Below are 23,777 nucleotides of genomic sequence, written 5' to 3'. Positions count from 1 at the left end.
CTTAAGGATTCACTGACAGTTGCTCATTATTTTGCGGCAGTTTGGCTTTATACCGGGGCAACTTGGTAGCGATAAAAATACCGAGAGCCACCAGCGACCCTGAAATCATGAATACATACTGAATGGAGTAGTGTTCAGATAGCATTTCCGACGTATTCCGGCTGATGTAATACTGGTAGATAAATTGCTGAATCATCCCGCTAAAAGCGATGCCGATAGAGCCACTGAGTTGCTGAATGAGCGTATACACCGAAGAGGCGGGCGTCACCTGATTGGGGAGTACAGCATTCATGGCGGTAGCGGTCAGCGGCGTAATCAAGAGACCCAGTCCAATTCCCCGAATCATCATGGAGAGAAGTACATACCACACCATGGGCTCATTGATTTGCGAGAACAGGAACATGGAAAGAGCCACCAGTCCCAGCCCCGCCATGACAAAACGTTTGGGGCCGTACTTATCCGAGAGATTCCCCGCGAGTGGCGTAAAAATCGCCATCATGATGGAGTTGGGCAGAATCATCAGTCCGGATTCCAGTTCAGAAAATTTCAGATAACCCTGGAGTAAGAACGGTAACAGAAATAAGCCACCGAACAGAGCGATAGAGCGAAGTACCGTAATCAGCACGCAGTACACGTACGTCGGTCGCTCAAAAATGCTAAGATCAAATAAGGCTCCGGGCCGATGATAGCTGCGTTTGATAAATACGCCCAGGGCTACTAAGGAAAGCACTAGAGGCAACCATACCTGCAAAGACCCGAATCCTTGGCTGGAAAACTGGGCAATGGCAAACTGAAACAGCAGAATAAATAGCGTAAACAGAGCAAAACCACTCAGATCGAAATGAATGCTGGTATCCCGACTACGGTCTAGAAACTTCAGTGACCGCATAGCCAGTGCAATAGCCAGGATGCCAATGGGCAGGTTAATGTAGAAGATGGAAGTCCAGCCGAAATATTCCGTCAGCAAACCACCCAGCGTAGGCCCGATCGCCGGACCCGTAATGCCTCCCAGCGACCACCATCCCATGACTTTACCGCGTTCGTTAGCTGGAAACACGGTTGTCAAAATTGCCATGGCTGTGGGAGAGAGCGACCCCCCGCCGAAGGCCTGAAAGGCTCGGGCCGTAATGAGTTCGGGCAGGGTAGTGGAAAGGGCACAGCCCAGCGAACCTAAGATAAACAGCAGTAAGCTTCCCAGATAGAGTTTATAAAAACCAATCCGCAATCGCAGCCAGTTTGTCAGGGGCATGAAAATACAAAAGCCCAGCATGTAAATGGTAATGACCCATTCAATCTCATCGACGTTTACCCCAAACTCCCGACTCATGGTGGGTAAGGAGACATTCACAATACTGCTGTCAATGCCTGCCATCAGTGTTCCCAGCATTAAAGGGATAATCAGGGAAATAGTATTCTTCATAAATCGCTATACATTCATCCGGTAGTCGAAGCTAAATCCGAAAAAATCCTTCCACAGTCAACTATTAAGCCTCAACTACAAACCAAATATGAAAAGCTTTTCTATTTTTGTAACACATCGTCCCTGATTTGAAACCTTCCCTGTGAACGTAACTACGCAATCTTCCTGGCGAAGCCTGTACCGGCTGACGGTCGCGAGATTTTTTCTCGGCCTGTTTACGGTAATGCTCGTCAATGGCGTAGTGTTCCGGCACGGGCACCGACTGGCCGATGGACGGATTATTTCTCACGCTCACCCCTTCCGATCGAAGACGAAAGGGCCCATTCAGCCCAACTCCCACACGTCACTGGAGTTGCTGTTACTGGATGCGGTGTCCAATCCCGTACTGGATCTGCCGAGTGTTGAATCGATTGATTTTCAGACTTGGGAAATTGAATTAAGTCCGGTTTTTACGCTTTTCTACCAAGGAATTACGCCGATTGGTGAATTCCTCTATTACTCCCTCCGAGGTCCACCCGCGGCCTAGTGTAACTCATTTTCGAAATGGTTGGCTATTCAGGCCTAACGTAGAGGTGTACCGGCTCCGCAGGAGATCGTATGTCTTTGCACGTCAGTTTAGTCCAAGATTTCTCCTTTCTTTCTTTTTGTATCCTAGCAGGTAGCATCGCGTGCAGTTCCCATGCCTTGGGGTGTGCGTAGGCCTGTATGGTCCATTTTTCCCGCAAAAACACTCGATGAAAAATATTTTCTTCTTCTTCTGCTTTCTGCTTTCAGGAAGCCTGTTTGCTCAGAATACCCTTTCCGGTAAAGTGATTCACCGGGAAGATAACGAAACCGTCGTGGGTGCGACGGTATACATTCCGGAATTACGCGTGGGAGCCACTTCCGACGTAAACGGTGCCTACAAAATCTCTAATCTGCCCAAGGGCACGTTTACGGTGCAGGTTAGCTACGTATCCCACCGGACGGTGATTGAAAAAGTGACCGTGGATGGTGCAACGACTAAGGATTTTGTGATGGAAAACGCCGCTCAGTCGCTCGAAGAAGTGATTGTTTCGGGATCATCCACGAAAACAGTAATCAAGGAAAGCCCCATTCCGATTGCAGCCATTACGCAGTTGCGGTTATTACAGCAGTCTTCGACCAACCTGATCGATGCCGTGGCTAAACTACCCGGCATGTCGCAGGTATCGACTGGAGCGGGGCTGAGTAAGCCCATCATTCGGGGGTTGGGCTTCAACCGGGTAATTACCATGCACGACGGCGTACGGCAGGAGGATAACCAGTGGGGTGAAGAGCACAGCATCCAGATTGATGAGTATTCGATTGATCGTTACGAAATCATCCGAGGAGCCGGTTCACTAATGTACGGTTCCGATGGGTTAGGAGGCGTAATGTCCGTATTGTCGCCGCGTCCGATCGAGGAAGGCAAAATGGTGGGTCGAATCCTGAGTAACTATCAGACGAATAATAATCTCTACGGAATCTCGGCTCAGATCGCGGGCAACAAAAACGGATTTGTCTGGCTGGCTCAGGCTTCAACAAAGTCCACCAAGAATTACCGCAATGCGTACGACGATCGCGTGTTCGCCTCCAATTTTACCGAGCCAATCAATTTCAACGGCTATTTTGGTTTAAATAAAAAGTGGGGTTATTCCCGCATTCACTTCCTGCGGACGTTCCAGAAATACAACATCATCAATGGTACCCGCGATGCGTCGGGGCGCTTTACAACGGCGAGCGTTAATGGGATCGGCGAAGTAGTAGACCGACCGGTTACGAATGACGAACTCAACAGTCGCAATTTCATTCCGTACAACTCGCAAAAGCTCATTAACGAAAAACTTTCCTGGAATAACCTGGTCAATTTCGCCAATGGCTCATCAGCTACGGCGGTCGTGAGTATGGCCCGAAACCGCCGTAGCGAGTACGGAGATGTGACCCGTCCTTGGGAGTCGCAACTGGACTTGTACCTGTACACCAATTACTACGATGTGCGGTACAACTTCGCGGCCAAGAATAACTGGGAGGTGAACGTCGGTACCAACGGGATGTTCCAGCGATTGGACAATCAGGGTTTTCAGGTACTGTATCCGAACTACAACCTCTTCGACAACGGTGTATTCCTGTTCGCCAAGAAGAGCTACGATCGGCTGAAGCTTTCCGGCGGGGTGCGGTATGACATTCGCTTACTCGACATTGGCAAACTATACATTGATCCGGACGGTAATTTCCAGGTAACGCCGCAGGGTGCGGGCAGTGAGCGTTTTGCGGGCTTTGATAAAAACTACCAGAACGTATCGGCCAGTCTAGGTGGCGTGTATAACCTGACCGAAAAATTAGCCGTACGGGTGAATGGTTCGCGGGGTTTTCGGGCACCTACTGTACCCGAGCTTTCGTCAAACGGCATTCACGCCGGGACCTTCCGCTATGAAATCGGTAAGCTCGACGCCGTGCCGGAAGTGGCCTATCAGGGCGATTTAGGATTGACGTACGAAGACAAAAACTGGTACGTGGATCTGAGCGTCTTCCAGAACTCGATTCAAAACTACACGTACTCCGAACGGGTACAGAAACCCAACGGTCAAGATACGCTGTACAATGGCAACGTTCCCATTTACCGCTACGCTCAGGGCAATGCCCGGCTTCGGGGTATGGAAGGTACGGTAACGTTCAATCCGCAGGCGGCTCGCTGGTTTAGTATTACGCAGAGTTACTCAGCGGTATTCGGGGACAATCTCTCGGCCCGCGAAGAGGAAGCTAAATATTTGCCGTTCATGCCCGCTCCCCGCTGGATTTCGCAGGTAAAACTGACGAAAGATCGGTACCGGGATTTTCTACGGAATCTGTACCTGACCGTGGATCTGGAAGTAACGCAGAAACAGAATCGCTTTCTGGCTGCTTACGGTACGGAAACCGCGACACCGGGGTACCAACTCGTGAATATCGGATTGGGTACGGACATCGTAACGAAAAACAAACGAACGCTGGCATCCTTCTACTTCTCGGCTAATAACGTTTTTGATGTAGCGTATCAGTCACACCAAAGTCGTTTGAAATACCTGGAAGTCAATCCACGAACGGGTCGAGCTGGGGTATTCAATATGGGCCGGAATTTGAGCTTTAAGTTGATTATTCCGTTTGAAGTGAAGATTTAGAAGGAATATTAAGCACAAAGAAGGACGGGCATTCGCTCGTCCTTCTTTGCGTTTGAGGGGGTTGGGCTAAAACCTAACCATTAGAGAATGGGTCGAACCTACGGTTCTTCGGCATTCGCTGTAGTTGCGAGGAAGAGCCGTAGTGTCAGTTTGTTTCGTTCAACCCTTTTGATTGAAGCCGTTTTCTTTTGAATTAATTACAACGCCGCGTCCTTCTTCAAATCAGCAATCACTACTTCCGGGCTTTCCGCGGAAAAAACAAAGTTTCCGGCGACGAGTACATCTGCCCCGTGTTCTACCAGCTTTCGGGCATTCCCCGCATTCACCCCGCCGTCTACTTCAATGAGTAACTGCGGGTTAAGCGTATAGCGTAATTCCGACAGACGGTTGATTTTCTCGTACGTCCGTTGGATAAATTTCTGTCCACCAAAACCCGGATTCACGGACATAATCAGTACTAGGTCCAGCTCTTCCAGAATATCCTCCAGCAGGAAAACGGGCGTATGCGGATTAAGAGCCACGCCCGCCTGACAACCCGCATCTTTAATCTGCTGAATGGTACGGTGCAGGTGCGTACAGGCTTCATAATGAACCGTAATGCGATCGGCTCCGGCTTTTTGAAAGGTCTCGATGTATCGTTCGGGCTGCGTAATCATCAGATGCACGTCGAGGGGTTTCTGGGCGTAGCGTTTGACGGCTTCGACCACTGGAAAACCAAAAGAAATATTGGGGACAAAGACCCCATCCATGACGTCCACGTGAATCCAGTCGGCTTCGGAGCGGTTGAGCATTTCGATTTCACGTTGCAGGTTCGCAAAATCAGAGGCAAGTATCGAAGGAGCGATTAAAGGCGTTTTCATGGAGCAAAGGTAAATTTTTCTGTATGCGAAAGTTTTAGACCTTTGTATAAAATCAGTTTCCAGTGGGCAAAGACTGCGTTTAGGGTAGATAAAACCGTCACGCGTCGCACTGAAAACGGTCCCTTAGTAACCGTACGCATGACTCCTCAGCAACGAATTGACGAACTAACCGAACGTCTTCAGTATTTAAATAACCGATATTATCAGGACGCCGTTTCTGAAGTATCTGATTTTGAGTTCGACGCCCTTTTGCGGGAGTTGACGCAGCTCGAATTAGAGTACCCGCAATTCAAGCACAAAGGCTCGCCCACGCAGAACGTCGGGGGTACCGTTTCCAAAGAATTTGCAACCGTATTCCATCGGTATCCGATGCTGTCGTTGTCGAATACGTACAACGAACAGGAAATTCTGGACTGGGAGGAACGCATTCGTAAAATCATTCCTGAGGAAGACGTTGAATTCATTTGCGAACAGAAATTCGATGGTATTTCCCTGTCCATCCGCTACGAAAACGGGCTGCTGACCACGGGTGTCACCCGGGGGGACGGAACGCGGGGGGATGACATTACCAATAACGTGCGAACCCTGCGAACTCTGCCGCACCACATCGAAGCCGAAGATTTGCCGCCAATTTTTGAAGTACGTGGCGAAGGCTTCATGCCGTTGCTTTCGTTCAATAAGCTCAATCAGGAACGTGTGGACATTGGCGAAGAACCGCTGATGAATCCCCGTAATGCCGCTGCTGGAACGTTCAAATTACAGGATTCCGCGGAAGTGGCCCGTCGCCGACTGGATTGTTACCTGTATACGTTCCTGGCCGATACAGAAATTTTCAGCACGCACGAAGAGAGCTTACTGGCCCTGCAACGCTGGGGATTTAACGTGTCGCAAACCTGGCGAAAATGCTCCTCGATTCAGGAAGTACTGGCTTACATCAACGAATGGGAAACCAAGCGTTTCGATCTGCCTTTAAATACCGATGGGATTGTCATTAAAGTCAATTCCTTCGCTCAGCAACGGGAATTGGGGTATACGTCCAAGTCGCCGCGTTGGGCCATTGCTTATAAGTTCAAAGCTCAGTCGGTAGAAACGACCCTACGATCCATCAGCTATCAGGTGGGACGCACGGGGGCCGTTACGCCCGTGGCTAATCTCTCGCCCGTGCTGCTGGCCGGTACCATCGTAAAGCGGGCCAGTCTGCATAATGCCAATGAAATCGAACGGTTGGGGCTGCGTTTAGGCGATCACGTATACGTGGAAAAGGGAGGCGAAATCATTCCCAAAATTACGGGGGTCAACTTGGAGAAACGGCCCCTGATTTCGGAGGTTATTCACTACCCGACCACCTGTCCGGCCTGTGGCTCGACCCTGATTCAGCGGGAGGGCGAAGTAGCCCGTTTGTGCCCGAATGAAAAAGGCTGCCCACCGCAAATTCGGGCTCGTCTGGAGCATTTTATCCAACGAAAAGCCATGAATATGGATAGTCTGGGCGAAGGGAAAATAGAATTATTATACGAAAAAGGACTGGTACGAACCGCCGCCGATTTTTATGCGTTGACGTACGAGCAACTCTTCGGGCTGGAAAAAACGATCACCGATCCTGATACGGGCAAAAGCAAGAAAATTGGTTTCCGGGAAAAAACGACGCAGGCTATTCTGAAAGCTATCGACGATTCTAAAACCGTGCCTTTCGAACGCGTATTGTTTGCCCTGGGCATCCGCTATGTGGGCGAAACGGTGGCTCAAAAGCTGGCCCGGTATTTCAAAACCATCGAGGCCCTTGAGAAAGCCAGTGCCGAAGAATTGGTAAACGTCCCCGAAATTGGCGGACGTATCGCTCAAAGTGTCGTAGAATTTTTCCAGGAAGAAGATAACCGTATTTTTGTAGAACGGCTGAAAGCGGCGGGTTTACAGATGAGCGTAGGTCAGGAAGCGATTGTCGAACAATTGAGCGATAAACTGGCCGGAAAGACGTTTCTGTACACCGGAACGTTCGAGAATTTCGAGCGGGAAGCCCTCGAACACCTCATTGAAGCCCACAGCGGTAAATTGCTCAGTGGCGTATCGGGTAAATTAAATTACCTCATCGTGGGGGAAAAACCCGGAGCTTCCAAGGTCGAAAAAGCCAAGAAGCTCAACGTAACGATGATTAGCGAAGAAGAATTTTTGAAATTAATAGTTTAGTTGATCGGGGACGGATACATAGGCAGACCTGACCCCATTACCATCCAGTATGAAAAAATTTCACGGCGTTGGAGTCGCCCTAGTTACTCCCTTTCACGAAGACGGCTCCATCGACTGGACGGGTCTGGAACGTATGCTGCAACACGTCACCGACGGGGGCGTTGATTACCTGGTGATCCAGGGAACTACCGGCGAGTCAGCCACGATGACCCAAGCCGAAAAAGTGGAGGTACTTCAGTTTGTCAAGGAAAAAAATGCGGGCAAACTTCCCATCGTCTACGGAATCGGGGGTAACGTCACTTCCAAGGTTGTTGAAGAAATTGCTAAAACGGATCTGACGGGCGTTGATGCCATTCTGTCGGTTTGTCCGTACTACAATAAGCCCGGTAAACGGGGCGTCATTGCTCACTACACGGCGGTGGCCGATGCTTCTCCCGTTCCCGTAATCATGTACAACATCCCCGGTCGTACGGGCATCAACATGACGAGTGCGACGGTGATTGAGCTGGCTCAGCATCCGAATATCATCGGGGTGAAAGAAGCTTCCTGTATTATCGAGCAATGCATGGAAATCTTCCGCGATATGCCCGAAGACTTCCTGCTCATCTCGGGCGATGACGTACAGGCGGTACCCATCATTAGCATCGGTGGCGTAGGTGTAATGTCCGTGATTGCCAACGCTTTCCCGGGAAAATTCACTGGGATGGTTCACGCGGCTCTCAACGGCGATTTTGCTACGGCCCGTAAAACACTCGGTTCGTTCCTGGACATTGATCCATTGCTATACGAAGAAGGAAATCCGGTCGGCGTGAAAGGGATTCTCGAATCGCTGGGACTGATTTCTTCCGATGTACGCTTACCCTTAATGAAAACCTCCGAAGAATTAAAAGAACGCCAACGTTCGGTGATTCAAAAGGATAAACTAGTTTAGGTGAGTAGAGGGTTTTGGGTTTAGTGTTTTGAGTTGTGTTACTGGTTAGCTGAGGTATTCACAGCAAGTATCGCCACTAACGCTAAATCCAAAACTCTAAACCGCGGCGTCAGCCGCTCAAAACAATAAACTGAAAACTCTAATGTTCGTACACGTCGTTAATTTTTTCCTGAAAGCGGATATCTCTGCAGAAGATCGTTTAAAATTTGAACAGGGTGTATCTTCCCTGGGTCAGGTAGAAGGCCTGGAGCTGTTTAATGTCGGCAAACCGGCTTCTACGGATCGTCCCGTGATTGATCGCTCGTACGATTATTGTCTTTTGACCGTTTTTAAAGATATGGCGGGCCACGATGTGTATCAGGTAGACCCGATTCACTTGAAATTCGTGGAAGACTGCAAGCAATACTGGGATCGGGTAGTAATCTATGATTCAGAAACGATTTAATCGAACCCTCGGCCTACGTGTACTGGGCTTTGGGATACTGGCCTGGACGGTAACGTCGTGTTTTATGCCTTCGGTACCCATTTCGCGTGACCGGAAGTATGACCTGGATGTGTACTGGGAAAACCAGGAAAAACCGGATCGTCCTTTTCAAGTGATTGATCAGGTGAGTATCCACGAAGAAATGCCTTTGACGGATGCTCAGCGGACGACTAAAGGTCCCATGACACAACGCGGTAATGACGCCCGGCAAAAAGACCGGCTGACTCAGATGCTCGTGAAAAAAGCCGAAGATATGGGTGCCAATGCCGTCATTGACGTGAAGTATCAGTACTATACCTCAACGACTTCCAACGGTTACATCATGGAAGGAACGGCGGTGCTGTATCGCGGAAATTAGAAGGTTTTAAGGGGTTTGAGGTTTCAGGTTTGATGGATTGCAAATGCGACCGTCAAAACTGAAACCTCAGCTGTTTGTAAGGATTTCTTCCCCGTATTGCATACGGGGCTATGTATGGTTGAACCCCTCCGGGGTTAGGAAATGGATTGAATTAGGTACACTGGTGCACGTTTAAGCGGGTAGATCCATTACCTAACAATTTCTAACTCCGCCTTCTCTTTCAAGTTTCCTGTAGCAATTCCGATAACGTTAACCGGACGGGTTGTCCATAGCGGATGCTACGGACGTAAAAGTTGGTAAACTGTGCCTACCTGGCTGGCCGCATTTCGCCGCCAGTATTACCTGACCTCTTTCTGTAACCATTCGTAGACAGCTTCCAGGAACGTTGGATCAATGTCACCTTTGATGGCGGCGTATTCCTGAGGTAAACCCGTTTTGGCGGGTAACATCAGGTGGTTCAATCCTTCCAGACGTACGATTTTGTACCGTTTATTTCCGGCTTTTTGTAATGCATTTTCAATCCCCTGAAGGTTCATGTCGGCGTTCACCTGGACGTCTTTGGTACCATTCAACGCGAGCGTCGGTACCGTCATTTTTTGCAGGGAAGGAACGGGGTCGAAGGTAATGAAGCGACGAAACCATTCCCCGTTATAATTAGCAACCACCTGTTTGACGTACATATCTTCTTTGGGAGGAATACCAAAAACGAACAACTGATTGGGCGACAGTTGGGTACGTAGAAAACCAATGCGTTCCCGGATCAACCCACTTAGTTGGGCTGTATCCTGTTGCGTAGCAAAAGCAGGAAAGACCTTGTCGAAGTATTCCGTAACGTAGGTTTCAACGACTGCTGAGTCGATCTTTGCCGTATAGAACAAATCGCGATTTTGCTGCCGCATGACCTCCACCATCGATCGACCCGGTGCGGCCATCAGGATGACAAATGCAACGTCTTTTCGCTGAGCGGCCACGCCCGGAGCTATACTGCCACCTTCGCTGTGGCCGAGCATGCCAATTTTTCGGGGATTGATTTCTTTTCGGGTTTTCAGGTAATCCAGACTCGCTTCGGCATCCTTGATAAAGTTATCAATCGTAGCGTTGATGAAGGTTTTATTCATTTTTCCTCCGCCACGATCGTCGTATCGCAGGACGGCATACCCGCGACTGCCCAGGTATTCGGCAATGGCTTTAAAAGGTTTATGACCCAGAATGGTTTCGTCCCGATCCTGAGGTCCCGAGCCCGTGATAAGAATCACAGCCGGAAAATTTTTGCCCTGACTCGGCAGCGTCAATGTACCTTTTAACTGCACGGAATCTTTGGTGTTCCAGTAGCCTACTTCTTCTTCGTGAAAAGGTTTGGGTTCCTGGGCAAAGGCAAGTGTACTCAGGCCGAGCAGGAGGACAGTAAGTGACTTCATAAGATAGGCAGGTTTAAACGATTGAAAAGGGAAGTTATTTACGGGCCAACTGATAGGAATAGTACATGGGATAGATGAAACCTACGGCGACCAAACCGAAAATGATACCAAGTTTCCCCGTAAAGCTGACGTATAGCATCGGCAGAATGCTCATCAAACTGGCAGCCACCAGTAACCGGCCCGCCAGACGGTGCGTTTTTCGCCAGATTTCTTCGTTGTTCAGCGTATACGTTGTCCGAATGCCAATGAAATAATTGGGTTTCAACCGAATGAAATAATTTCCCAGAAACAGAAAGAGAAAAGGAATGGCTAGTAAGACGTAGTCAATCAGCTTTTGTCCGTCTGTAGCCAAAGCCGCCTGAATGATAATGAAGTTGATAGCGGCCAGAAAGACCGTCGATCCCAGACCTACTTGTTCGAAGGTTTCCTGAGTATGTGGCGTAGCATTGGTTTTGGTAGCATGCCCGTTCTTAATCAACAGAAAAACACCAATGGAAAGGGCTGCCAAACCAAACTGAAAGCCGTAAAAGCCGGATTTGGACGCATAGTTATCCGCCCGGCCCTGAGCGTCGAAATGAATCGGTACGCGGTCTGGCAGTTCAGGAAAGATGAAGTTTAGATACAGCAGGGGTAACAGGGAAATAACGATGGCAAGTAAAGTACGGGAAGCTTTCATAAGGTTAGGGTTTGGGTGTACGTAAGTGCATGATCCAGGCAAGTACTTCGTCCAGCACGGTCATGTTGAGCGAATAAATGATGTGTTGCCCTTTCTTTAGGGAAACCACCAAATCAGCTTGTTTTAGTAAATCCAGGTGGTGAGAAATGCTGGGCTTGGTCATGTCAAAATGCTCCGCAATCTCACCCGCCGTCAAATCTTTCTCCTGAAGTAATTCCAGGATTTGTCGCCGTGTCGGATCATTCAGAGCCTTAAATAAAGTGTTCATCCGGTAAATAGATAATTAGACAAATATCTAACTATTTCTCAGTGATTAGACGATCTTATAATTGTTTTTTATACTAAGGACAAACAAAAAATCCCGGAACGATCAGGCTCCGGGATTTTTGTTTGCATCGAAAGCAGGTACTGCTTAGTTCACCATGAATACGGCGTTCGCAAATACTAGCTTACCCTGATGCCAGAACCCACGGAAAAGGGGATTGTTGACCAGGTAAACCACCTGACCACGACCTAAATCCTGCGTACCGAACATCAGCGTATTTTCCAGTTTCTTTTTCGCTTCAAAGCCTACGAAACCAGCAACGGCCGGGTTTTTCTGCAAATACCCTACATTCCAGCCGTTCTTCAGGAATCCATATTCACTCGTCGAAAGTACCAGCCCGTGGTAAGGATTCGTCAACCCATACGCCAGCGGGTGCGTGGTGTCAAGGTTGAATTTGTAAATCGCTCCCGGCGTGTCAGTCGATACGGATTCGCGTTCGCGGTTACCGAATACTTTCAGGTCGTTGGCCGCTTTTCCTTTCTCGTCCTTTTCCTCTTTTTTCGTGATTTCGAAACCATCCTTGCCCGCCAGTGATCCAACGGCACCTTCCAGAGCAATCAGTTTACCACCCGCCTGTACCCAGCTTTTCAACTTGGTCAGACCGGATTCGTTGAGCACCCGTCCGTAATTACCATTCGCCAGAATCAGTACGTCGAAATCAGCCAGCTTGGCACTCGCAAAATCGTTCGTGTGAATCATCGTAGCGGGGTAGTGCAGCTGCTGATCAAAGTAATGCCAAACTTCGCCTACGGCGTAGGGAGAGGTGCCTTCGCCCGTCAGAATCGCTACTTTAGGAGCCTTCATCTGTGCTACGTAATTCGAGCCCAAATCCGGACCGTTCGTTACGTAACCCGTAGCCACGGGAATCAGGCTGCCCGGCATTTCTTTGGCTTCCTGTTGTAAAATCGTATCAAACGCGTCACCCAGTCTGGCGTTTTCACCCCGCGTCAGAATGACCGTACCGATGTCGTATTTCTGACCTTCTACCTCAAACGCCTTCGTAGCTACCCGGGCCCGAACGTTTTTCCGGAACAAATGAGCCAGCAAATGAGCATCTTCCTGCGATTTCCAGCGAAGCAGATACGCGTAGGGTTTCGTCGTAATGGCCGCTGGCGTAGTAGCTGCCGGAGCGGTGGTTGTAAACGGCACTTTTTCTTTCAGAGCAAACGCTTTCAGACCGTAGGCGTAGGGAAGTGCCCAGGACGTGATATCGTAGGTAACAGAATCTTCCAGCGTCGTTTTCGGCTCCATCAGAATTTTCAGGAAGGTCGAACGGGGCTGAGCGGTACTAATCACAATATCACCGGCTTCCACGGAAGCAGAGGCTGATTTGTCATCCGCAAAACTGTAGGCTCCCGAGAAGTTGGCAGACTTGTCCGCGTAACCGTACTGGAAACCCATGCGTTTAAGGTACGCTGTGAATGCCCGGGCGTTTCCTTCGCTGCCTTTGGTTTTGATGACGTAAGACTTGTACGTTCCAGTTGGGTTATTTTTGGCATTAGTAAAGAACTTAATAAACTCCGACGCCGCTTTATCCGCATTGGCTGAAAGAGCTTCCATCGTCGCCTTGCTGGCCGCTACGTGGTGGCTGATGCGTTCGTGAAGCGTCAGCGTATCACCGTCTTCCTTTTGAATAGCCAGACCCGCCCGGCCGTTTCCGGCCTGTTCGAAGGTCATACCAATGGCCCCGTTGAAAGTCGGGTACGTATCGCCGTAGCTAGGGTAGAACAGGTCAAAGTTCTCGCGGGTAAAGTACAGCCAGCCGTTTTTATCAAAGGTTTTCCGGTTGTAATCACCGATGATGGTCTGAAATTCCCGTTGCCAGGCGGTAACGTCCTGGTGTATGGGTTTGGCTGGTGGTGTAAAGAAGTAGGGAGAGTTGATACCCTGCTCGTGGAAATCGGCGAATACGTGCGGCATCCATTGCTGATAAATCGTATTGCGAGCCTGACTTTCTTTCTGTACCATCCAGGCCCAGTCGCGGTTCAGATCAAACATGTAGTGGTTCATCCGTCCGCCCGGCCAAGGCTCCGAGTGCTCCCAGGCACCGGCGTAGGCATTGGCAACGTTACCCAAACGCTGGTTGTACCCGTTTACGTAGCGATCGTAGCCATCGGGGTTCACGCAGGGATCGATGATCACAACCGTGTTTTTGAGAACGGCCGTATTATCGCCTTTCAATAAGTTATACGCCACGATCATGGCGGCTTCCGACGATACGTTTTCGTTGCCATGAATGTTATAACTCATCCAGGAAACCGGTACCGATTTTCCGGAAGCGGAACCTTCCAGTAAGCCAATCGACTTGAGGTGATTGTTACGGATGGTTTCAAGTTGGGGGAAATTTTCTTCAGACGCGATGATGGCCACCATCAAAGGACGGTTTTCATACGTGGTGCCGTACTGCTGAAGTTTAACCTGCTTGGGAAATTGCTGAGCCAGGTACTCAAAATAATCCAGAACCCGGTAGTGGGGGGTACAGCGAATGGTACCAGGTTCATAGCCTAAAAATTCTTTGGGAGTCTTCTGAGCCAGAGCTTGGTACGCAAAGAGGGTTAGGAGAAAGAAAAGGGAAACTTTTTTCATGCCAATGTTGTGTATTATCCGGAAACTTCAAAATTAGGCGAATTTTCTCCTACTCGGATCGCAGATCGACAAAAGATAAAATCAAACGCACTGGTTTGGGATTATCGTCGATCAAGTCCGGCCCTGAATCGTTCAGGAAAATCTGAAGGGGGCCAACTGATTTTTTATTACGTATGCAGTATTTACTAATCCGCCTGTTTTTTGTGATGGGTACGCTGGTTCGTCCACCAGAGACCTATTATTATTTTCTGACGGCTACAAATGATGAAATTCGAACGCCGGGCACGCCACGCCTGGTGTACTTGACCACCGTTCGTATTACCGATACGTACATTTCTGCGAGTTTTCTCCGCAACGCTCAGGAAGATTTTGCGGCTCAGATCAACGCCTATCACAGGCATCGTAAACCGGGAAAGCAATGGTTTGATACGGAAATACGAACGGGTACGAATAAAGAAGAGGTGCGGGCAGAGCGGGCTGAAATTGTTAAAAATTCTAAAGCAGATACCAGCATTCGGCTCGTCGAGTTTAAGGAATGAAACCTTTCACTCTATGACCTATGCTAGTTGTACGCTTTCTCTTCGTTTTTAGTTTGCTAGCCTCGTTCGCTCAGGCTCAAGTGATTGTCGATGGTGTCGATATTAATCAGCTCAAAGAAGGTACGATTTGCAGTATTGAAATCAGTGAACCTGCTCCCTTAAATCCGTTAACGCTACGATTGGATTACGGTCAGAAAAGTAGGTGGGCTGACCGCAAAATGGCCATTGAAGACCCTGAAACGGGTAAGGCCATACGGTTCAATTCTTCGATGGAAGTAGTAAATTTTATGATTGATCAAGGCTGGGAATACTTGCAGGCTGTATATCAATCGCCGAAAACTGCGTACGAATACCGGTTTTTCTTTCGTAAGAAAATCCAGGCTGTTTCGTCTAACCCCTAACGAATACGCAGGTCTTTTCTGGAATCGGTATCCTCAGAACTTTAAATTCCGTAGTTTTGCGGCGATTTTAGACTTTGGGAATGATTCGTTCGGTTCTGGTTTTTGTGTTTCTAGGTTTACTTGGGGGAATGATGGCCTGTTCTTCGGAAGAGCAGGCGGGCGGACGTATTCCGCCGCTGCCGAATATGAACGAAGGCTTTTCTACGCCCAAAGCTCTGGATTTGCTGACCCGTGTTATTCATCAGTACCCGGATGCTCCAGACAACTACCAGAAACGGGCGGAAATTTACCTCCAGCGTTCGGAGCTGGATGCCGCCCTGGAAGACATCAACCGGGCCATCGAACTCAAACGAAATACGGGTCGTTATTACGTTACCAAAGCGAAGATTTTGCGGCAACGCCGGCAGATTGATGAGGCTCTGTACGCGGCTCAACGGGCCGAAATTCTTAATGAACGTACCCCCGAACTTTTCGTCCTGCTGGCTGATCTGTACCAGCAAAAGTATCAGTTGGGAAAAGCCCGTCAGTACTTGGCCCGTACGCTGCAAATCAACCCTTACCACGGCGAAGCGTATTTCTATCGTGGCATGATCGCCGCGAAATTAGGAGATACCACCTCAGCCCTGGTATTGCTTCTGCGAAGCCGTACGCTTATGCCCGGTTTTCTGGATGCGTATCAGCAACTATCTCGGATTTATTACCAGAAAAAGGAGTATCCCAAAGCTTTGGCATTTGCTCAGGAAGGGCTCCATTTTTATCCGAACGATGCCGATTTGCATTACCGTCGGGGGCTGACGTTCCTGCAGACTTCGCAAGTGGACAGTTCGTACACCGAGTTTATGAAAGCCATTAAAACGGAGCCGAATAATCCGGGGGCAAACTTATACGTAGCGTCTCTTTTGTTCAACGTTGAAAAAGCGGCCGCCGCCCTTAAGCACCTGCAGGTAGTCGAGAAGGTTAATCCTAATTACCCCGGATTGAACTTTCTGATGGCTCAATGTCTTGAATTAGTAGGCAACGACGACAAAGCCATGGATTATTACCTAGCCGAAGCCCAGCAGAATCCGGGTAACCGAAAGGCGGTAGGCGGGTACTGGCGGACGCGACGAAAACAGCTCAGCAATTACCCGGAGCTGCGGCAGGACGAACGCTACCGACCAGCCCTGACTGTACCCGACAAAACGGGAACCGTCGCCGCCGATTCCATTTAGTAGTGCGTTTATCGGGAACGGTTGTTAGTTTAGGGCATGCAATGAACGGATTTCATAGTAGAAGTAACTATATATCACGTTGACAGAATCGTTTGCTGGACACAGTTTACTGAAAACAGCAAACGGTATACTGGAAACTGTAAGGCTCTCACGGACTTTGTATCTCCGTGATTTTTAATCGCTTATTTCAAATATTCATGGAAAATCAAATCCAGATTACCCTGCCGGACGGAAGCATCCGTACGTTTCCGAAGGGCGTCTCCGGCCTGGACATTGCCCGTAGCATCAGCGAAGGCCTTGCCCGTAATGTATTAGCCGCCGAAGTAAACGGCGAAGTATGGGACGCTAGTCGTGCCATCGAAAACGATTCAACCGTCAAACTGCTGACCTGGAACGACACGGACGGAAAAGCAACCTTCTGGCACTCGTCGGCTCACTTGCTGGCGGAAGCTCTGGAAGCCTTATATCCCGGCGTGAAATTCGGGATTGGTCCAGCCATTGAAACCGGTTTCTACTACGACGTTGATCTGGGCGATCAGAAGTTCTCGCAGGAAGATTTCAAGAAAGTAGAAGACAAGATGCTCGAACTGGCCCGGCAAAAAGAAGTGTATGCCCGTACACCGATGTCGAAAGCCGATGCCATTGCCTATTTTGAAGAAAAAGGCGACGAGTACAAACTGGATCTGCTGAAGGACCTTGAAGATGGAAAGATTACCTTCTATTCGCAGGGAAATTTCACCGATCTGTGCCGGGGCCCGCACATTCCGGATACCGGTTTTATTAAAGCTGCCAAGATTCTTAACGTAGCCGGAGCCTACTGGCGGGGCAACGAAAACAATAAAATGCTCACCCGCATTTACGGGGTGACCTTCCCCAAGCAGAAAGAGCTGGATGAATACCTCCACATGCTCGAAGAAGCCAAGAAGCGGGATCACCGGAAGCTGGGTAAGGAGCTGGAGTTATTTACCTTCTCCGAGCGGGTAGGGCAGGGCTTGCCCCTGTGGTTGCCGAAAGGTGCAGCCCTTCGCGAGCGGCTGGAAAATTTCCTTCGCCGGGCTCAGGTTCGGGCGGGATATTTACCGGTCGTAACGCCGCACATTGGTTCCAAGCAACTCTACGTGACTTCCGGTCACTACGAAAAATACGGTAAGGATTCCTTCCAGCCCATCCATACCCCGGATGAAGACGAGGAGTTCCTGCTGAAACCGATGAACTGCCCGCACCACTGCGAAATCTATCGGTCGAAGCCCCGCAGTTATCGGGATCTGCCTGTACGTTTTGCGGAATTCGGTACGGTCTATCGCTACGAGCAGTCGGGTGAGTTGCACGGACTGACCCGCGTACGTGGCTTTACGCAGGACGATGCTCACATTTTCTGCCGTCCCGATCAGGTCGAGGAAGAGTTTATGAAAGTAATTGATCTGGTTCAGTACGTGTTCAAAGCTCTGGGCTTTAACGAATACAGTGCTCAGATTTCATTACGGGATCAGGAAGACCGGTCCAAGTACATCGGTTCGGAAGAAAACTGGGATCGGGCCGAACAGGCCATCATCAGCTCCGCCGCAGCGAAAGGACTGAATACGGTCATTGAATACGGTGAAGCGGCCTTCTACGGTCCCAAGCTAGATTTCATGGTGAAAGATGCCCTGGGCCGGAAGTGGCAGTTGGGTACCATTCAGGTAGATTATAACCTGCCCGAACGTTTTGATCTCGAATACACCGGAGCGGATAATAAAAAGTACCGCCCCGTGATGATCCACCGGGCACCTTTTGGTTCGCTCGAGCGTTTTGTAGCTATTCTGATTGAAAGTACGGCTGGAAACTTCCCGCTGTGGCTGTCACCGGAGCAATTGGCTGTATTGCCGATTTCGGAGAAATACACCGATTACGCCAACGAAATTTTCCTGATGCTTCAGGAAGATGATCTGCGGGGATACGTAGATCACCGGGATGAAAAAATTGGCAAAAAAATCCGTGATGCGGAGGTTTCAAAAACGCCCTTTATGCTCATTGTAGGTGAGAAAGAGCAGGCAGAAGGAACCGTTTCTGTCCGTAAAAAAGGCGAAGGTGACTTAGGCAGTATGCCAATCGGTCAGTTTATTGCCTTGGCTAAGGAGGAAATCAATAAAAATTTGCTTAAATTTTAAAAATACTTCATCTTAGGCACGTATTTTTCGAAGCCGTTACGTAAGGAAGCTTTCGTGACGGCTTCTTCTCAGTTTTCAGTTCAGGATCAGGAGTTTTCAGTCTACTTCCATTCTGCTGAAAACATTAATCACTGAAAACTTAAAAATCACCAAATTAACAAGTATGGCATTACGCCCCGGCGGTATGAACCGCAGACCTCCTGTAAGGAAAGAAGAACCCTACCGCATTAATCAATTGATTCGCGGAGTACAGCAAGTACGCTTGGTTGGCGAAAACGTGGACCAGGGGATTGTTGATATTCGTCAGGCTCTGGAGATGGCTCAGCAACAGGCTCTGGATTTAGTGGAGATTTCTCCTAATGCAGATCCCCCAGTATGTCGTATCGTTGATTATTCGAAGTTCAAATACGAACAGAAGAAAAAACAGAAGGAGCTGAAATCCAAGCAAATTAAAGTGGTAATTAAAGAGATCCGCTTTAGTCCTACGACGGATGATCATGATTACGACTTTAAATTAAAACACGCGACAAACTTCCTGAAAGAAGGTTCGAAAGTGAAAGCTTACGTACAATTCTCCGGACGGGAAATCGTATTTAAAGATCAGGGTTTCAATCTTTTGAAACGATTCATGTCGGATCTGGAAGAACACGGAAAACTGGAATCAGAAGCTCGTCTGGAAGGTCGCCGGATGAACATCATCATCGCTCCAAAAGTGAAAAAATAAATCGACCTGCTTTTTAGCAAAGTCGAATCTGTACCAACCCATGGAGTAGTATTCATACGAATGCTACTCCATGGGTTATTTTACGGCCTGAAAACGAGGAACATAGCTTAAAAAACGTAATTAAATCGTAACTATTATTGCTTTTTTTGTTACTTTTGCGGTTCATTTCACTTTGAGTACTTTTTTCATCTATTAACAGGTTCAGTTTATGCCTAAGCAAAAATCAAACTCGGGCTCCAAAAAGCGTTTTAAGCTGACTGGAACCGGACAAATCAAGCGGAAGCACGCCTTCCACAGCCACATCCTGACGAAGAAGTCTAACAAACGTAAGGCTAACCTCGTTAAGAGCACGCTGGTACATGAGTCAGATCACGCTCGCGTAATCGCTCTGCTTGCCAAGTAGTTCGTCTTCGGACCAATTACAGGTTTCCTTGTTTAACCCGACTCATGGCTTTTTAAGCGAGAACAGCGTTTAGGGTTTGGCGTTTAGTGTTACGAGTTTAACTCAGAACCCTAAACTCAGAACTCAAAACTCTCCTCCGCCAACGTCAAAAAACTAACACAACATGCCACGTAGTGTCAATCACGTAGCGTCTCGGGCCCGTCGCAAAAAGGTGCTCAAACTGGCCAAAGGTTATTATGGCCGTCGTAAAAACGTTTGGACGGTAGCTAAAAATGCCGTTGAACGTGGTTTAAATTATGCTTACCGCGATCGTAAGCAGAAAAAACGGAATTTCCGTGCTCTTTGGATTGCTCGTATCAACGCCGGTGCTCGTCAGCACGGTTTGAGCTACTCACAATTCATTGGCAAACTGCATAATTCAGGCGTTGAACTGAACCGTAAAGTATTGGCTGACCTGGCAATGAACCATCCTGATGCGTTCAAGGCTGTGGTTGACCACGTGAAATGAGCCATAGATTAGAAATCAAGTTTCGATCTATAGAAAATCCTCCGGCTTGCCGGAGGATTTTTGTTTTAATAGCCTATAGCGAATACGACGAAATGTCACTTTTTCAAGAAAGAAAGCCGCAATTCATGACTACACGTCAGGCTTGAAAATGGTCCTTATTCCGTTTCCGTAGCTTTGGTTTTTAAACTTACCCAGGGGCCATCCACGGACTGCCCTACGATGTAAATATCGATTTCTACTTCTCCCACACGGTATACCTGAGGTTTCGTCAACTGGGTAGCGACGAAGCTTTTCAATTGCTGATAGCGTTCTACCGTCTGATTTTCTTCTTCCCCGAACCAATCATAGGTCTTCAGTAAAGGCCTGAAAAACGATTCTATTTTTTGGATTTTCACGGGTACATCCGCTTCTAGTCCCAGCAAGGTACGGAACGCTTCTGCCTCGGGAGGCGTCTCTTCCTGCCATTCGGGCAACGCGTTTACCTCAAAAGGAGCATCAGATTCGCTGGTATAGAGCAGGCCATTTACTTCCTGCTTCAGGTTTTCGATCAAAAGATTGGAAGCCAGTCGGGCAGCCATAATCGTAAGGTTGAAAAAGTCCGAAATTGAATTAAAAATAAGCGTACTAAGGGAGGGAGGCTCAACTTTTTTACAAAGTAATGCAGCAAAGGTAATTTTTGTTTTTCAAAAAAGTAGAGTACTATTGCTAAGTAAAAACGACCATACTCTTACTAATAAACAACTATGTTAGATCAGCTCCTCAATCTCGTCAAAAATAATTCACAGGAAGCCATTGTCAACAATCCGGCTATTCCTGAACAGCAGAACGAAGCCGCTCAGACGACCATCTTTACGTCTATCGTACAGGGATTACAGGGCGAAGCGGCCAAAGGAAACATCAATGGCCTGATGGAATTATTCTCCGGTCGTCAGGCGGTGCAGCAGAGTCCCATTGTTTCGGGAATTTCCCAAAATGCCATAGGGAGTCTGATGGACAAATTTGGAATCAGTGGTTCCGTAGCTCAAAACATTGTTGGAGCCATCGTGCCAATGGTTTTGAGTACAATCATCGGAAAATTGAACAATCCGAACGATACATCCGTGGATGCTAATTCCATGATGGGATCACTTCTGGCGGGTACGGACGCCAACACGGGTGGATTTAACTTTAATCAGGTAGGAGCGGCTTTGGCCGACGGTAAACTTGATATGAATGATTTGAAGAATATTGGAGGTAGCTTGTTTGGCTCGTCCAACGATAAAAATGACAAAAACAACGAAGGCGGACTCGGCGGTATGCTGGGCGGACTTTTTGGTAAATAAACTGTCAGTACCTCAGCGATGAGTAAAGTTTGTGTCAAAGGCCCGCAGATTTTTTCCCTGCGGGCCCTTTTTTATGCTGTCAATCTGTCAGAATTAAGACAGAAAATAGCGATAGGCACGGGGATTTAGATAAATAGAGCATCTACCGATAACCGAGAAATTAAACCAAATACTTTATCATGGGAAAAATCATTGGCATTGACTTAGGCACGACAAACTCCTGCGTTGCTGTAATGGAAGGTAACGAGCCCGTTGTTATCCCAAACAGCGAAGGACGTCGTACGACTCCTTCAGTCGTAGCCTTTATGGATAATGGTAATGGCGAGCGTAAAGTGGGAGATCCTGCCAAACGTCAGGCTATTACGAACCCTACGAATACTATTCAGTCAATCAAGCGTTTCATGGGTAAACGTTTTACGGAAGTACAAAACGAAATGAAAACCATTTCGTATGTCGTAGAACAAGGCCCTAACAATACTCCTCGTGTACGGATTGGTGACCGTCTGTATACGCCTCAGGAAATTTCAGCTCAGATTCTGACGAAAATGAAGCAGACGGCTGAAGATTACCTGGGACAAACCGTAACGGAAGCTGTTATTACGGTACCTGCGTACTTCAACGATGCCGAGCGTCAGGCTACGAAAGAAGCCGGACAAATCGCTGGTCTGGACGTAAAACGGATTATCAACGAGCCTACGGCTGCTGCTCTGGCCTTTGGTTTGGACAAAAAACATGACATGAAAATTGCCGTGTTTGACTTAGGTGGCGGTACGTTCGATATTTCGATTCTGGAACTGGGTGATGGCGTATTCGAAGTAAAGTCAACCGACGGTGATACGCACTTAGGTGGTGATGACTTTGACCAAGTGATCATCGACTGGCTGGCCAATGAATTCAAAGCAGACGAAGGTGTAGACCTGCGTCAGGATCCGATGGCTCTGCAACGTCTGAAAGAAGCCGCTGAAAAAGCGAAAGTAGAACTTTCTTCTTCCAGCCAGACGGAAATCAACCTGCCGTATATCTTCCCGGTAAACGGTATGCCCAAGCACTTGGTGCGTACGCTGACGCGGGCGAAGTTCGAACAATTGGCTGATAGCCTGTTCGTACGGATGATGGAACCCGTTCGTAAAGCGATGAAGAACGCCAACATCAGCACTTCCGAAATCGACGAAGTGATTCTGGTAGGTGGTTCGACGCGTATTCCGAAAGTACAGGAAGAAGTAGAGAAATTCTTCGGTAAGAAACCTTCGAAAAATATCAACCCTGATGAAGCCGTAGCCATTGGTGCTGCCGTACAAGGGGGCGTATTGACGGGTGAAGTGAAAGACGTACTGCTGCTGGACGTTATTCCTTTGTCACTGGGTATCGAAACCATGGGTGGTGTGTTCACGAAACTGATCGATGCGAACACCACGATTCCTACAAAAAAATCTGAAACGTTCTCAACGGCGTCGGATAATCAGCCTTCGGTTGAAATCCACGTATTGCAGGGCGAGCGTCCGATGGCCGGTCAAAACCGTACCCTGGGTCGTTTCCACCTGAGCGATATTCCGCCCGCACCCCGTGGTATTCCTCAAATCGAGGTAACTTTCGACGTGGATGCGAATGGTATCCTGAACGTATCAGCCAAAGATAAGGCTACAAACAAAGAGCAGAAGATTCGGATCGAAGCTTCCAGCGGTTTGAGCGACGCCGAAATCCAACGAATGCGTGACGAAGCCAAAGCGAACGAAGCCAACGATAAGGCTGAACGTGAAAAAATCGAGAAGCTGAACCAGGCCGATTCACTGATTTTCCAAACGGAACGTCAACTGAAAGAATACGGTGATAAATTGTCAGAAGGCAATAAATCAGCCATCGAAACGGCCGTTGCTGCTCTGCGGACGGCTCACCAAAGCCAGGACGTTGCGGCTATCGATGCTGCTTCCGAACAACTGAACAATGCCTGGGCGGCCGCTTCTACTGAAATGTACAATGCCGCTAATGCCGGTGGTGGTGCTCAGCCGAATGGTTACCCCGGTGGTGATGCTACCGAAGGTCAAGCTGGCGGTTCTGCTGGTAACGATAAAGATGTTCAGGATGTGAACTTCGAAGAAGTGAAGTAATTCTTTCTGAATACGTA

General features: G+C 48.5%; 22 protein-coding genes. 15 read left to right on the top strand and 7 right to left on the bottom strand.

Translation table 11 applies throughout. The features are described from left to right. Position 1 precedes the first annotated feature (1 nt). Entirely contained in the window at positions 2-1,420 is a 1,419-nt protein-coding gene (locus tag C5O19_RS10235; RefSeq protein WP_104711858.1) for an MDR family MFS transporter, read from the bottom strand. A 142-nt stretch (positions 1,421-1,562) separates the two neighbouring features. On the opposite strand from C5O19_RS10235, the gene C5O19_RS10230 reads away from it, so the two are divergent. Both C5O19_RS10230 and C5O19_RS10225 read left to right on the top strand, forming a co-directional pair. Further along, a complete protein-coding gene (locus C5O19_RS10230) occupies positions 1,563-1,946 on the top strand; it encodes a hypothetical protein (RefSeq protein ID WP_104711856.1) in 384 nt (127 codons plus the stop codon). Between the two features lie 208 nt (positions 1,947-2,154). Continuing rightward, entirely contained in the window at positions 2,155-4,578 is a 2,424-nt protein-coding gene (locus tag C5O19_RS10225; protein WP_104711854.1) for a TonB-dependent receptor, read from the top strand. Positions 4,579-4,775: 197 nt separating this feature from the next. On the opposite strand, the gene rpe is transcribed toward C5O19_RS10225, so the two are convergent. After that, the gene (gene rpe, locus C5O19_RS10220) at positions 4,776-5,438 is read right to left on the bottom strand and encodes a ribulose-phosphate 3-epimerase (RefSeq protein WP_104711852.1); all 663 of its coding nucleotides are present in this window, start codon (positions 5,436-5,438) and stop codon (positions 4,776-4,778) included. A gap of 138 nt (positions 5,439-5,576) precedes the next feature. On the opposite strand from rpe, the gene ligA reads away from it, so the two are divergent. The 4 genes from ligA (at position 5,577) to C5O19_RS10200 (ending at position 9,395) form a co-directional block, all read left to right on the top strand. Beyond that, on the top strand, positions 5,577-7,622 hold the full coding sequence (gene ligA, locus C5O19_RS10215) for an NAD-dependent DNA ligase LigA (protein WP_104711851.1): 2,046 nt from the start codon (positions 5,577-5,579) through the stop codon (positions 7,620-7,622). A gap of 49 nt (positions 7,623-7,671) precedes the next feature. Further along, positions 7,672-8,553 carry a 4-hydroxy-tetrahydrodipicolinate synthase gene (gene dapA, locus C5O19_RS10210; RefSeq protein WP_104711849.1) on the top strand — a complete coding sequence of 294 codons (882 nt, stop codon included), beginning with the start codon at positions 7,672-7,674 and terminating at the stop codon, positions 8,551-8,553. Between the two features lie 142 nt (positions 8,554-8,695). After that, positions 8,696-8,998 carry a Dabb family protein gene (locus C5O19_RS10205; protein ID WP_094808940.1) on the top strand — a complete coding sequence of 101 codons (303 nt, stop codon included), beginning with the start codon at positions 8,696-8,698 and terminating at the stop codon, positions 8,996-8,998. Continuing rightward, positions 8,979-9,395 carry a heavy metal-binding domain-containing protein gene (locus C5O19_RS10200; protein WP_094808941.1) on the top strand — a complete coding sequence of 139 codons (417 nt, stop codon included), beginning with the start codon at positions 8,979-8,981 and terminating at the stop codon, positions 9,393-9,395. The genes C5O19_RS10205 and C5O19_RS10200 overlap by 20 nt, the downstream gene beginning before the upstream one ends. Before the next feature lie 338 nt (positions 9,396-9,733). Here the strand turns inward: C5O19_RS10200 and C5O19_RS10195 are convergent, their stop codons facing one another. The 4 genes from C5O19_RS10195 to C5O19_RS10180 all read right to left on the bottom strand — a co-directional run bounded on the left by C5O19_RS10195 (position 9,734) and on the right by C5O19_RS10180 (position 14,400). Further along, positions 9,734-10,813, bottom strand: coding sequence for an alpha/beta hydrolase family protein (locus C5O19_RS10195; protein WP_104711847.1), 1,080 nt, complete (start codon positions 10,811-10,813; stop codon positions 9,734-9,736). Between the two features lie 34 nt (positions 10,814-10,847). Then, complete coding sequence (locus tag C5O19_RS10190) at positions 10,848-11,489, bottom strand: SdpI family protein (RefSeq protein ID WP_104711845.1); 642 nt, start codon at positions 11,487-11,489, stop codon at positions 10,848-10,850. A 4-nt stretch (positions 11,490-11,493) separates the two neighbouring features. After that, a complete protein-coding gene (locus tag C5O19_RS10185) occupies positions 11,494-11,757 on the bottom strand; it encodes an autorepressor SdpR family transcription factor (protein ID WP_102199986.1) in 264 nt (87 codons plus the stop codon). Positions 11,758-11,901: 144 nt separating this feature from the next. Further along, a complete protein-coding gene (locus C5O19_RS10180) occupies positions 11,902-14,400 on the bottom strand; it encodes a M14 metallopeptidase family protein (RefSeq protein WP_104711842.1) in 2,499 nt (832 codons plus the stop codon). A gap of 173 nt (positions 14,401-14,573) precedes the next feature. Here C5O19_RS10180 and C5O19_RS10175 point away from each other — a divergent pair, with 173 nt between their 5' ends. The 7 genes from C5O19_RS10175 (at position 14,574) to rplT (ending at position 20,333) form a co-directional block, all read left to right on the top strand. Next, the gene (locus C5O19_RS10175) at positions 14,574-14,939 is read left to right on the top strand and encodes a hypothetical protein (RefSeq protein WP_104711840.1); all 366 of its coding nucleotides are present in this window, start codon (positions 14,574-14,576) and stop codon (positions 14,937-14,939) included. Positions 14,940-14,959: 20 nt separating this feature from the next. Then, on the top strand, positions 14,960-15,340 hold the full coding sequence (locus tag C5O19_RS10170) for a hypothetical protein (protein ID WP_104711838.1): 381 nt from the start codon (positions 14,960-14,962) through the stop codon (positions 15,338-15,340). Positions 15,341-15,420: 80 nt separating this feature from the next. Further along, positions 15,421-16,551 carry a tetratricopeptide repeat protein gene (locus tag C5O19_RS10165; RefSeq protein ID WP_104711836.1) on the top strand — a complete coding sequence of 377 codons (1,131 nt, stop codon included), beginning with the start codon at positions 15,421-15,423 and terminating at the stop codon, positions 16,549-16,551. Positions 16,552-16,748: 197 nt separating this feature from the next. Further along, positions 16,749-18,698 (top strand): threonine--tRNA ligase, encoded by a 1,950-nt coding sequence (thrS, locus tag C5O19_RS10160; RefSeq protein WP_104711834.1) that lies wholly within the window; start codon positions 16,749-16,751, stop codon positions 18,696-18,698. Positions 18,699-18,861: 163 nt separating this feature from the next. Then, the gene (gene infC / locus C5O19_RS10155) at positions 18,862-19,422 is read left to right on the top strand and encodes a translation initiation factor IF-3 (RefSeq protein ID WP_094817005.1); all 561 of its coding nucleotides are present in this window, start codon (positions 18,862-18,864) and stop codon (positions 19,420-19,422) included. A gap of 208 nt (positions 19,423-19,630) precedes the next feature. Further along, positions 19,631-19,825 carry a 50S ribosomal protein L35 gene (gene rpmI / locus C5O19_RS10150; protein ID WP_094817006.1) on the top strand — a complete coding sequence of 65 codons (195 nt, stop codon included), beginning with the start codon at positions 19,631-19,633 and terminating at the stop codon, positions 19,823-19,825. A 163-nt stretch (positions 19,826-19,988) separates the two neighbouring features. Further along, positions 19,989-20,333, top strand: coding sequence for a 50S ribosomal protein L20 (gene rplT / locus C5O19_RS10145; RefSeq protein ID WP_094817007.1), 345 nt, complete (start codon positions 19,989-19,991; stop codon positions 20,331-20,333). 155 nt (positions 20,334-20,488) lie between these two features. Here rplT and C5O19_RS10140 read toward each other — a convergent pair whose 3' ends face one another. Beyond that, positions 20,489-20,911 carry a nuclease A inhibitor family protein gene (locus C5O19_RS10140; protein WP_102199991.1) on the bottom strand — a complete coding sequence of 141 codons (423 nt, stop codon included), beginning with the start codon at positions 20,909-20,911 and terminating at the stop codon, positions 20,489-20,491. A gap of 165 nt (positions 20,912-21,076) precedes the next feature. Between C5O19_RS10140 and C5O19_RS10135 the strand changes: the two genes are divergently transcribed. Together C5O19_RS10135 and dnaK are read left to right on the top strand one after the other, a co-directional pair. Beyond that, positions 21,077-21,655 carry a hypothetical protein gene (locus tag C5O19_RS10135; RefSeq protein ID WP_104711832.1) on the top strand — a complete coding sequence of 193 codons (579 nt, stop codon included), beginning with the start codon at positions 21,077-21,079 and terminating at the stop codon, positions 21,653-21,655. A gap of 179 nt (positions 21,656-21,834) precedes the next feature. Further along, on the top strand, positions 21,835-23,760 hold the full coding sequence (gene dnaK, locus C5O19_RS10130; RefSeq protein WP_104711830.1) for a molecular chaperone DnaK: 1,926 nt from the start codon (positions 21,835-21,837) through the stop codon (positions 23,758-23,760). Positions 23,761-23,777: the final 17 nt, after the last annotated feature.

The organism is Siphonobacter curvatus (genome assembly GCF_002943425.1).
Taxonomy (GTDB): domain Bacteria; phylum Bacteroidota; class Bacteroidia; order Cytophagales; family Spirosomataceae; genus Siphonobacter; species Siphonobacter curvatus.
This window is presented reverse-complemented; position numbering and strand designations above follow the sequence as displayed.